The organism is Cupriavidus sp. SIMBA_020 (genome assembly GCF_046535395.1).
Taxonomy (GTDB): Bacteria; Pseudomonadota; Gammaproteobacteria; order Burkholderiales; family Burkholderiaceae; genus Cupriavidus; species Cupriavidus campinensis.
The window spans coordinates 32,246-43,851 of the sequence record NZ_JAWRWU010000005.1; the positions used below are offsets into that span (position 1 = coordinate 32,246).

The following is an 11,606-nucleotide window of genomic DNA, read 5'->3' on the forward strand; positions in this document are numbered from 1 at the left end:
TACCTTCAGGCCGGCAGGCCCGATGTGACCGGTTCCACGGCAGGCGTGGTCGGGGAGGGACGGCGGACGCGCGACGGGCGCGCGGCGGGAGCCGCCATGGCTTCCGGCTGCAGGGCGGGCACGGCGGCAGGCACGGGGGCAGGCATGTTGGCGAGGGCCGGCGCCAGCGCGCGGTACATCGCCAGATACTGCTGTGCCGGGCTCCCCCAGCCGAACTCCGTCTGCATGCCGGCGCGCTGCATCGCGCGCCAGTGGCGGGGGCGGTGGAACCAGTCTAGTGCGCGCGCGATGGCGGCGCCCATCGTTTCGACCGATTCGCCATCGAACACGATACCGGTGGCGCGTGGGGCGGGCGCGGTGTCCTCGCCGACTTCGCCAACGTCGCGCACGGTGTCGGCCATGCCGCCCACGCGCGAGACGATGGGCACCGTGCCGTAGCGCATGGCGTAGACCGGCGTGAGACCGAACGGCTCGAAGCGGCTGCCGTGCAGCAGGGCGTCCGCGCCGGCGTGGAGCAGGTGGGCGTCTTCTTCGCGATAGCCGATGGAGATGCCCACGCGGTCCGGGTGGCGGGCGCCGAGCGCGCGGTACGCCGCCTCCAGCGCCGGGTCGCCGCAGCCCAGCACCACGAACTGCACATCGTCATGGCGGCGCAGCGCGGCCTCCATCGCCAGCACCGCCACATCGGCCATTTTCTGGTGCGTGAGCCGGCTGCCCATGGCGATCAGGGGCAGGTCCGGCGCCTGCGGCAGGCCATGGCGGGCCTGGAGCGCGGCCTTGCAGGCGCGCTTGCCGGCGAGGTCGCGGGCGTCGTAGCGCTGCGGCAGCAGGCGGTCGGCGTGGGGCGACCACGCGTCCGTGTCCACGCCGTTGGGAATGGCGCCGAGCACGTCGGCGCGGTGGCGCAGCAAGCCATCCAGCCCGTGGCCGAAGTGCTCGGTAAGAATCTCGCGCGCGTAGGTGTGGCTCACCGTGCTCACGCGGTCCGCGTAGCGGATGCCGGCCTTCAGGAAATTGAGCTTGCCCCAGAACTCGATGCCGTCCGGCGTCAGGCAGGCCGGCGGCAGGCCCAGCGCGGGGGCGCATTCCATCGGGAACACACCCTGGAAGGCGAGGTTGTGGATGGTGGCCACCGTGGGCACCGGCAGGCCGCGCGCGCGCATCAGCAGTGGCGTGAGCGCCGCATGCCAGTCGTGCGCGTGGACCAGTTGGGGCGCGGGCAGCGGCGTCTCGCCGGCGGCGACCAGTGTGGCGGCGTGGGCCAGCGCGGCGAAGCGCTGGGCGTTGTCGCAGAAGTCTCGCCCGGTGGCGTCCACATAGAGCGAGCCGGGGCGGTCGTAGAGCGATGGGCAGTCCAGCAGCACCACGCGCACGCCGCTGTCCGGCGCCTGGCCCTCCAGCAGCCGCGCCGGGCTGTGGCCGGGCGGCAGCGCCATCGGCAGCCGGATCGCGCCGAGGCTGCGCAGGTGCTTTGCCGCCGCCATGGCCCGGGGATAACCGGGCATCAGGATCGTGACATCGGCGCCGCGCTGATGCAGCGCCTGCGCCAGTCCGCCCACCACATCTGCCAGCCCGCCGGTCTTTGCCAGGGGATGCGCCTCTGCCGCCACAAACAGGATGTTCGCGTTCAAGATGAGACTCCGCTTCCAGGTCGGTTGGAAACGAACGCGCGGGCGGGCTTGCCTGCCGCCATGCGCCGGGTTCGTTCTTCTTGTCTTGCCTGCGCAGGGCGCCGTCGCAAATGAGACCACCGGGACCACCGGGACCACCGACCCGCGCAGTCAGAAGCCGGCGGATGGCGAGCGAACAACCCGGGATGCGAAGGGCGCCAGAAAATCGCGCGGCTTCAGCAATGCGAACTCCGTGCCAGCATGCTGCACTGCGTGACGGGCGCGCCGCGTCGTGGCCGGCGGGGGGCTGGCGGCGGGGCGGGCGGCCCGGCGGGGCCGGGTTGTGTATAAGGTGCCCGCCCGCTTGTAGAAACTACCGCGCCCGCCGCCGTTGAGAGCATTTACGATCCGCTGCCCCCGCAGCGCTCGCTGAAGGTGCCGATGCCGTCGGCCTCCGCGCGGCGGGCGCCCTGCACCTGCCCGCTCGACCGGTGCAGCAGGCACACCGGCACCGCCTGCGCGTGCCAGACGCGCTTGCAGTACTGCTCGATCGCCCGGTCGGACGAGAACTGCCCGGAGCGCGCGCTGGAGAGCACGGACATGCGCTGCCAGCGCTCGGGGTCGCCGTAGGCGGCCGAGACCTGCTGCTGGCAGTGCAGGTAGGAGGCGAAGTCGGCCATCAGCAGGTAGGGGTCGTGCTGGAGCAGGCCGTCGAACAGGGGGCGGAACACGGCGGCGTCGCCCTTCGAGAAGAAGCCGTGCTGGATCAGGTCCACCACGGCGCGCAGTTCGGGGCTGCTGTCGTAATAGGTGGAGGGGTGGTAGCCCGCGGCCTTGAGCGCGTAGACCTCGGACGCGTTGAGGCCGAACGGGAAGAAGTTGTCGGCGCCGATGGCGTCGCGCAGCTCGATATTGGCGCCATCCATGGTGCCGATGGTGATGGCGCCGTTCATCGCGAACTTCATGTTGCCGGTGCCGGAAGCCTCCTTGCCGGCCAGCGAGATCTGCTCGGAGAGGTCGGCGGCGGGGTAGATCTTCTGGCCGTGGGTGACGTTGAAGTTGGGCAGGAACACCACCTTCAGGCGGTCACGCACCTGGGGGTCGCGGTTGACCACGCCCGCTACCGAGGTGACGAAGCGGATCATCAGCTTGGCGTAGTGGTAGCCGGGCGCGGCCTTGCCGGCGAACAGGAAGGTGCGCGGCTGCACGTCCGCGTGCGGATCGGACTTGATGCGGTGGTAGAGCGCGATGATATGGAGCACGGCCAGGTGCTGGCGCTTGTACTCGTGGATGCGCTTGACCATCACGTCGAACATCGAGTTGGGGTCCACCACCACGCCGGTGGCGTCGCGCACCAGCCGGGCCAGGTCCTGCTTGTTCTCGCGCCGCACGGCCTGCCAGCGCTCCCTGAAAGAGGGGTCGTCGGCATAGGGCTCCAGCGCCCGGATCTGCCCGAGATCCTTGATCCAGCCGTCGCCGATGGCCTCGCTGACCAGCCGCGTCAGCCGGGGGTTGGCCAGCGCCAGCCAGCGGCGCGGGGTGACGCCGTTGGTGATGCTGGTGAACTTCTCGGGCCACATCTCGTAGAGATCCTTGAGCACGTCCTCGCGCATCAGCCGGGAATGCAGCTCCGCCACGCCGTTGATGGTGTGACTGCCAACGCACGCCAGATGGGCCATGCGCACGTGGCGCTCACCATGCTCGCTGATCAGCGAGAGCCGCGCCAGCCGCGATTCGTCGCCATAGAAACGGATGCGCACCTCGTCCAGGAAGCGCGCGTTGATCTCGTAGATGATTTCCAGGTGGCGCGGCAGGATGCGCTGGAACAGCGGCAGCGGCCATTGCTCCAGCGCCTCCGGCAGCAGGGTGTGGTTGGTGTAGGCGAAGGCGCGGCGGGTGATGTGCCAGGCTTCGTCCCAGGCCAGGCCATGGTCGTCGATCAGCAGCCGCATCAGCTCGGCAATGCCCACCGCCGGGTGGGTGTCGTTCAGCTGTACCGTGAACTTCTCGTGGAAGCGCGTGACCGGCAGGCCCTGGGTGGCGAGCAGGCGCAGCATGTCCTGCAGCGAGCAGGCCACGAAGAAGTATTGCTGCTCCAGCCGCAGCTCCTTGCCCTGCTGGGTTTCGTCATTGGGGTAGAGCACCTTGGTAAGGTTCTCCGACGTCACTTTCTTGTTCACCGCGCCCAGGTAATCGCCCCGGTTGAAGGTGTGGAAGTCGAACGCCTCGGTGGCCTCCGCGCGCCACAGCCGCAGCGTGTTGACCGTGTTGACCCGGTAGCCGAGGATCGGCGAGTCGAACGGCACCCCCACCACCGTCTTGGCCGGCACCCAGCGCACGCGGTAGCGGCCCCGGTCGTCGGTGTAGTGCTCGGTATGCCCGCCGAGGCGCACCTCCACCGCCCATTCGGAGCGCTGAATCTCCCACGGATTGCCGTTGCGCAGCCAGGTGTCGGTGCTCTCCACCTGCATGCCGTCGATGATGCTCTGGTGAAAGATGCCGTACTCGTAGCGGATGCCGTAGCCCAGCGCCGGAATCTCCAGCGTGGCCAGCGAATCCATGAAGCAGGCCGCCAGCCGGCCCAGGCCGCCGTTGCCGAGGCCGGGTTCCTCCTCCTGCGCGAGGATGTGGTCGAGGTCCAGGTTGAGCGTGGCCATGGCGCCGCGCACCGCCTCCACGATGCCGAGGTTGACGAGGTTGTTGCCCAGGTGCGGCCCCATCAGGAATTCGGCGGACAGGTAGGCCACCGTGCGCGATGGCTGGCTCTGGTAGGCCTCGGCCGTGCTGATCCAGCGCTGCACCAGGCGGTCGCGCACGGTGTGGGCCAGCGCCTGGTAGAGGTCGTTGCCGCTGGCGTGGCCGGGCAGCTTGCCCTGGGTGTAGAACACGTGATCGAGAAAGGCGCGCCGGATGGTGGCGCTGGACATCGACGTCCGGGTGTCGTCCGCCAGCTCGGCGGCCGCGGAGGGACCAGAGGGTGCTGGCCGCAGCCGGGATGCTTCGTTCATCACTTGGCTCCTGAAAGGCTGAAAAAGCAGGCTGGTATGGAAACTGCTGCCTTGTCATGGGTGTCTACCCGTGGGTGTCCTACCCTTGGGTGTTCTACCCATTTCCTGCGACGACGAGGCCCCCAGCATGTCGAACCATATTCCGCATGATCCCGCGCGCCGGCCAGACCGCCGGCCCGACCAGTGTCCCGACCACAACAAGGAAAAAGGGGATCAACCCGCGCGCAACCTGCCTGACAAGCATCCCGTGCCGCCGTCTGTGAAGCGGCACAACAGCGAATCGGACGAGCCGCCGGTCGAGAACTACTGATTGCCATTGCCGAGAGACCGCGGTCACCGCCGCCCGGTTCACCGCCGCCTGGTTCACCGCCGACGGCGGTTTTGCATGGATTGCCGGCAAAGATAAAGATAAAGGTAAAGGTGCCCGTGGGCGCCCGTCCATGGCGCGGGCGGGCGCACCGTCTATGATGGAAGCGCCAGTTGCCGGCTCCGGCGCACCCCTGGCCTTCAGCCTGTTCAGCCTGGCTTCCAAGAATAATCACGACAACGCCATCAGAGAGGGAATTCCTATGCCGGATCGGCAGACGCCGGATCTCGCATCCATCGGGGAGGGGGGCCTTGCCGCTGCGGGGGCCATGCGTGGCACGGCACCCCAGACCGCGCGCGCGGGTGCCTGGCTCGCCGCGCTGGATGACGTCGCCATCTTCGATCTCACTCCCGAGGGGCGCGTCCGTACATGGAGCGATGCCGCCGAACGTGCCTTGCTCTACACCGCAGAAGAGGTGACCGGCTGCCAGCTCGCCCGCTTTCATACCCCCGAATCGGTGCAGTCCGGCGAGCCCGCGCGCCTGCTGGACACCGCCCGCACGCTGGGCCGGGCCGAGGAACGCGGCTGGCGCGTGCGCCGCGACGGCACCGCGTTCTATGCCAGCGTGGTCATCCAGGCGATGACCGATGCCGATGGGGGCCAGGACGGCTTCACGGTGGTCTACCGCGATATCACCATCCGCTATGCCGCCGAGGAGCGCACCCGGGAGGTGGAGGCGCGCCACCAGCAACTGCTCGATACGCTGCACGAGCAGGCGGTGTGCGAACTCGGCCTCGATGGCGAGATCCGCGTCTGGAACAGCGGCGCGGCCGCGCTGTTCGGCTACAGCGCGGAGGAGGCCGTGGGCCGGCCGGTCTCGCTGCTGTATTCGCGCCAGGACGTGGCCAGCGGCCATGATCTCGCCACGCTGGGCGAGGTGCGCGCCAACGGCCAGTGGACCGGCGAGGCGCGCCTGCAGCGGCAGGACGGCGCGCTGGTGCGCTGCCACATCCGCCAGGCGCTGCTGCGCGATGCCGGCGGTTGCCCGGTGGGCATCCTGTGGACGGCGCGCGATATGTCGGACATGGCCCGGCTTGAGGAACTGGAGGGCGCCGGCCGGCGCGTGCAGGCCTTCCTGGCCATCCTGGCCCACGAGCTGCGCAATCCGCTGGCGCCCATCCGCAACGCCGTGGACGTGATCCGCCTGACGCCCTCGACCGACACGCGCATCCGCCACTGCGCCGAGATCATCGGCCGCCAGTTGCAACTGCTGACGCGGCTGGTCACCGACCTGATGGACGTGGGCCGCGTCACCACGGGCAAGCTCAAGGTGCAGCCGGTGCCGACCATGGTCAACGACATCGTCACGTCGGCGGTGGAAGCCATCCGGCCCGCGCTGGAGGCGGCGGGGCAGAGCTTCTCGCTCACGCTGCCCGCCGGCCCGGTCTTCGTCAATGCCGATGCGGGCCGGCTGGGGCAGGTGCTGTTGAACCTGCTGAGCAACGCCACCAAGTACACGCCACGCGGCGGCGCGGTCTCGCTCCACGTGGCCACCGAGGGCGGCAACGTGATCACGGCCATCAGCGACTCGGGGCAGGGCATCGCGCCGGAGGCGCTGGACCGCATCTTCAACCTGTTCGCGCAGGAGGGCGACGATGGCGAGCGCGGCGGGCTCGGCATCGGCCTGGCGCTGGCGCGTGCCGTGGTGGAGGCGCATGGCGGCGCCATCCAGGCCAGCAGCGGCGGGCTGGGGCGCGGCAGCACCTTCACCGTGATCCTGCCGGAGGTGGAAATGGACGGCGCCACCGTGCCGCGCGCGGCGGCCACCGATTGCACCGGGCTGCGCATCCTGATCGTGGATGACAGCGCGGACTCCGCCGACAGCATGGCCGAACTGCTGACCGTGCTCGGCCACGAGGCCCGCCCGGCCTATAGCGGCACGCAGGCGCTGGAGCTGGTGCGCGGCTTTGCCCCGGACGTGGTGCTGCTCGACCTGGAGATGCCGGACATGAACGGCTTCGAGGTGCTGGCGGTGCTGCGGCCCGATCCGGCCAACACAGCCCGCGTCGATGGCACCGATGGCACCGGCACGCGCATATTCGCCCTGACCGGACACGGTACCTCGGACGACCGCAAGCGCACGCTGGCGGCGGGCTTCGACGCGCACCTCGTCAAGCCGCTGTCTATCGACGCGCTGTGCCGCGCGCTGGCGGGGGATGGGGCGGAGTGATGTCACGAGGCCGTCCCTGCCAACCACGCCCATCTCAGCCATCCCCCCGCACCGCCGCCACGCGCACGCGCACCTCCGCATGATCGAAGAGCTCGCGCACATCGGCGTCCAGCCGGCGCTGCCAGTTGGGATGCCCGCTCACCGTGCCGGGCAGGTTGGGCTGCTCGGCGGCGCCTAGCAGGTCTTCCACGGGCACCAGCCGTAGCGGGGTCCGGGCGCGGGCCAGCCAGCGCAGCACCGCTTCCACGGGGGCGGACGCCGCGTCGGGCTCGGCACCATAGGCACCATAGGCACCATAGGCACCATCGACCACATCGACATCATCGACCACGCCGCCCGCGCACATGGCCCGCCACAGCGCCGTGCGCTCGGCGGCGCGCATCGCCATCAGGCCGGCTTCGGTCTCCCCCTCGCCCAGTTGATGCAGCCGCGCGCGCCAGGCGATGTCGTTTCCGGCCCACCAGCCGACGATGGTCGGCAGGTCGTGCGTGGTGGTGGTGGCCACCGCCTGGGCGGGCCATTGCCCGGGCGGCAGGAAGGGGGCGGGGATTTCCGTGTCTTCGCCATCCTCGTCCGCCGGCTGGCGTTCGAACCACAGCACGTCGATGCCCATCACGCCGCGCGCGGCCAGTGCCGTGTTGAGCGTCTCCGGCACCGTGCCGAGGTTCTCGCCGATGATGATGGCGCGCTGCCGCCACGATTCGATCGCCACCAGCCGCAGCAGGTCATCCAGCGGATAGGTCAGGTAGGCGCCCGCCGTGGCCGGCGCGCCGGCCGGCACCAGCCACATCCGCGCCAGCCCCAGCACGTGGTCGATGCGCAGCCCGCCGGCATGGGCGAGGTTGGCGCGCAGCATCTCGACAAAGGCGGCGTAGCCGTTGCGGCGCAGCCCGCGCGGCGAGAACACCGCCACGCCCCAGTCCTGCCCGAGCGGGTTGTAGACGTCTGGCGGCGCGCCGGCGTGGAAGCCGTTGAGGATCTCGGTCTGGCGCATCCACGCGTGGCTGCCGCCGGGGTCGGTGCCCACGGCGAGATCGGCGATCAGCCCCACGGCCATGCCGGCGGCGCGCGCGCGCTGCTGGGCGGTCTCCAGCCCGTGGGCGGCCAGCCATTGCAGGAAGGCGTGATAGCCGATCTCCTGCGGATATTGGGTCTCGAAGGCGGCCACGGCCGGGCTGCCTGGCGAGCGCAGGGTGACCGGCCATTGGCGCCAGTCGGATGCCGCTTGTCGTTGATCGTCATTGCTCGCCTGCGCCAGCAGGCTGGCCTGGATGGCCTCGAAGCAGGCATGGGCCAGCAGCCCGCTGCCGCCCCGCGCGCGGAAGGCGGCGAAGGCCTGCTGGGCGTCTGCGCCAAGCAGCGTGTCGTGGCGGTCCCACAGCCAGCGCAGCAGCGCATGGCGCGCCACGGACAGCGTGGGCCAGTCGATTTCATCGCGCGCCTCGGCGGCGGCGAGCCGGTGGCCGATGTTCAGCGCCGCGATGCCCTGATCCACCGCGTCCTGCCCGAACACGGCGGCGGGGTCGGCGTAGAGCGCATTGTGGAAGATCCGGCTCGACGGCGCATAGGGGCTGTAGCGCGCCGGCAGTCCGGCAAAGCCCGCGTGGAGCGGGTTGATGGCGACCGCGTCGGCGCCTTCACGCGCGGCCGCCTCGCAGGTCAGCGCCAGCGTGGTGAGGTCGCCCAGCCCGGTGGGCGCGTCCCGGCGCAGGCTGTATAGCTGCACGGAGAGCCCCCACGGCTTGATCGCCTGCACGGCGCCTGGATTGGCGGCCAGCGCATCAGCCACGCCGTAGCAGCGCGGCGGCGCCACGGCCAGCGTGGTGGCCACATCGCCCAGCAGCAGGCGGTGGTAGCCCCAGTCCGCGACCGGGGGGATTTCCATCAACCCGTCCGCATTGCGCCGGGCGATGCCCTCGATCACGCGGCCATCCTCCAGTTCCAGCCGATAAGGGCGCTGCGCCAGCGTGTGCGGCCACGGCACGGCCACGGGCTGGCCCTGGTCGGCGGTGAGCAGCGGCGGCAGCGGATGGGCGGCGTCGTCGGCGGCCAGCCGCGCGAGCGAGGATTCACAGGCGCCGGGCGTGTCGCAGGGCAGGTCGAGCGCGGCCAGCACCGCGTGCAGGGCATCTTCGGTGAGGGCCTGGGGCCGGCCCCAGGCATCGCGCCACTGGGCCTGCAGGCCGGCACGCTCGGCCAGCCGCAGCAGGGCGTCGGCGTCGTGGCTCATCGCGGGGGTTCCTCCTTGCGGGCCTTCGGCACGCTGGCCAGCAGCAGGGCCACGCCGTGGGCCACCACGGTGTAGCTGGGCTGGCCGGCGCCACCCTCGCCACCCTCGCCACCCTCTCCACCCTCTCCGTTCGGCAGCGGGCTTTCGCCGGCGTCCGGCGCGGCGCTGTCGAACAGCACGCGCCAGTCCTCGCCGGGGGCCGGCGCGCGGAAGGTCACGTCGTCATTGCTGGCGTTCAGGCACAGCAGCATCACGGCCACCTCGTCCTCGCCGTTGCCGTGCGTGGCGCGGCGCAGCGCCAGCGTGCGGTCCTCGCCATTGGCCCACTGCTCGGGCGACAGCTCGTTGCCATCGGGGCCGAACCACGCGATGTCCGGCACGCCGGGCGCCGGGCGCGAGCGGCCGTGCACGAAGCGGTTCTCGGTCAGCATCGGCACCTGCCGGCGCAGCGCCAGCAACTGGCTCACGCAGGCCATCATCGGCGCGTTGGCGGGGTTGGCGGCGTCCTCCCAGTTCAGCCACGAGAGCGGGCTGTCCTGGCAGTAGGCGTTGTTGTTGCCCTGCTGGCTGCGGCCCCATTCGTCGCCGGCGGTGAGCATGGGCGTGCCCTGGGAGAGCAGCAGCGTGGCCATCATCGCCCGGGCCACGCGGCCACGGGTCTCCAGGATCTGCTCGTCGTCGGTGGGGCCCTCCACGCTGCCGTCCGGGCTCCAGTTGGCGCTGGCGTTGTCGTCGTTGCCGTCGCGGTTGTCCTCGCCGTTGGCCTCGTTGTGCTTGCTGTGGTAGCTGACCAGGTCGGCCAGCGTGAAGCCGTCGTGCGCGGTGATGAAGTTGACGCTGGCCCACGGCTTGCGATGGCGGCGGTCGAACAGGTCCGCCGAGCCGGTGAGCCGCGCGGCCAGTTCGCCCCGCTGGCCGGCGTCGCCGCGCCAGAAGCGGCGCACGTTGTCGCGGAACTTGTCGTTCCATTCGGCAAAGCCGGGCGGATGGTTGCCCACCTGATAGCCGCCGGGGCCGAGGTCCCACGGCTCCGAGATCAGCTTCACGCGCGACAGCACCGGGTCCTGGAGCAGGGCGTCGAAGAAGCCCGCGCCGGGGTCGAAGCCGGTGGCCTCGCGGCCCAGCGTACTACCCAGGTCGAAGCGGAAGCCATCCACGTGAAAGGCCTCCACCCAGTAGCGCAGCGAGTCCATCACCATCTGGAGCACGCGCGGGTGCGACAGGTTGAGCGTGTTGCCGCAGCCGGTGTCGTTGATGTAGTAGCGCTCGTCGCCCGGAATCAGGCGGTAGTAGCTGGCGTTGTCCAGCCCGCGCCAGGACATGGTCGGCCCCAGTTCGTTGCCTTCGCAGGTGTGGTTGTAGACCACGTCGAGGATGACCTCGATGCCCGCCGCGTGGAGCCGGCGGATGGCCACCTTGGCCTCGTGCAGCTCGTTGGCGGACAGGTAGAGCGGCTCCGGCGCGAAGAAGGCCAGCGTGTTGTAGCCCCAGTAGTTGCGCAGGCCGCGCTCCACCAGGAAGCGGTCCTGCAGGAAGGCGTGGATCGGCAGCAGCTCCACCGCCGTCACGCCGAGCCGGTGCAGGTGATCGACGAAACGCGGATCGGCCAGCGCGGCGAAGGTGCCGCGATGGTGCGGCAGCAGGTCTTCGCGCAGCATGGACGCGCCGCGCACATGCACCTCGTAGATCGAGGTTTCCGGCCATGGCCGGTCCAGCGGGCGGTCATCGCCCCAGTAGAAGCTCTCGTCGACAACCACGGCCTTCGGCATCATCGGCGCGCTGTCGCGGCGGTCGGGCGTCAGGTCCGCGCGCGGGCTGTTGAGCCGGTAGCCGAACAGCGCGTCGGACCAGCGCACCGGGCCGCTCAGCAGGCGCGCGTAGGGGTCCAGCAGCAGCTTGTGCGGATTGAAGCGCTGGCCCCTGCCTGGCTCGTAGGGGCCGTAGGCGCGGTAACCGTACAGCACGCCGGGCTGGGCCAGCGGCAGGTAGCCGTGCCAGACCTCGTCGGTGCATTCGGGCAGCGACAGGCGCTGGATCTCCTTGCGGCCATTGGGCGAAAACAGGCACAGCTCGATGCGTGTGGCGTTGGCGGAGAAGACCGCGAAGTTGACGCCCAGGCCGTCCCAATGCGCGCCAAGGGGGTAGGGCTTGCCGGGCAGCAGACGGTCGATGGTGGCAATCGCCATGTGCATGGCTCCTTTGTTCTGGTTTTTCTGGGTGG

At 70.4% G+C, this 11,606-nt stretch carries 6 protein-coding genes; 2 read left to right on the forward strand and 4 right to left on the reverse strand.

The features are described from left to right. Nucleotides 1-5: 5 nt before the first annotated feature. Both glgA and SB751_RS11620 read right to left on the reverse strand, forming a co-directional pair. Nucleotides 6-1,631, reverse strand: a complete 1,626-nt coding sequence (glgA, locus tag SB751_RS11615; RefSeq protein WP_410748063.1) for a glycogen synthase GlgA — start codon at nt 1,629-1,631, stop codon at nt 6-8. Between the two features lie 380 nt (nt 1,632-2,011). Next, nucleotides 2,012-4,618 carry a glycogen/starch/alpha-glucan phosphorylase gene (locus SB751_RS11620; protein WP_410748064.1) on the reverse strand — a complete coding sequence of 869 codons (2,607 nt, stop codon included), beginning with the start codon at nt 4,616-4,618 and terminating at the stop codon, nt 2,012-2,014. A 127-nt stretch (nt 4,619-4,745) separates the two neighbouring features. Here SB751_RS11620 and SB751_RS11625 point away from each other — a divergent pair, with 127 nt between their 5' ends. Next, on the forward strand, nt 4,746-4,928 hold the full coding sequence (locus SB751_RS11625) for a hypothetical protein (protein ID WP_092301406.1): 183 nt from the start codon (nt 4,746-4,748) through the stop codon (nt 4,926-4,928). Between the two features lie 325 nt (nt 4,929-5,253). Continuing rightward, nucleotides 5,254-7,155, forward strand: a complete 1,902-nt coding sequence (locus SB751_RS11630; RefSeq protein WP_410748065.1) for a PAS domain S-box protein — start codon at nt 5,254-5,256, stop codon at nt 7,153-7,155. A gap of 34 nt (nt 7,156-7,189) precedes the next feature. Here the strand turns inward: SB751_RS11630 and malQ are convergent, their stop codons facing one another. Continuing rightward, a complete protein-coding gene (gene malQ, locus SB751_RS11635; protein WP_410748066.1) occupies nt 7,190-9,385 on the reverse strand; it encodes a 4-alpha-glucanotransferase in 2,196 nt (731 codons plus the stop codon). Further along, nucleotides 9,382-11,571 (reverse strand): glycogen debranching protein GlgX, encoded by a 2,190-nt coding sequence (glgX, locus tag SB751_RS11640; protein WP_144196858.1) that lies wholly within the window; start codon nt 11,569-11,571, stop codon nt 9,382-9,384. The genes malQ and glgX overlap by 4 nt, the downstream gene beginning before the upstream one ends. Nucleotides 11,572-11,606: the final 35 nt, after the last annotated feature.

Coding starts and splice junctions, on each gene's coding strand:
- SB751_RS11620 (WP_410748064.1), bottom strand. CDS start 4,618: ATGAACGAAGCATCCCGGCTGCGGCCAGCACCCTCTGGTCCCTCCGCG.
- SB751_RS11625 (WP_092301406.1), top strand. CDS start 4,746: ATGTCGAACCATATTCCGCATGATCCCGCGCGCCGGCCAGACCGCCGG.
- SB751_RS11630 (WP_410748065.1), top strand. CDS start 5,254: ATGCGTGGCACGGCACCCCAGACCGCGCGCGCGGGTGCCTGGCTCGCC.
- malQ (WP_410748066.1), bottom strand. CDS start 9,385: ATGAGCCACGACGCCGACGCCCTGCTGCGGCTGGCCGAGCGTGCCGGC.
- glgX (WP_144196858.1), bottom strand. CDS start 11,571: ATGGCGATTGCCACCATCGACCGTCTGCTGCCCGGCAAGCCCTACCCC.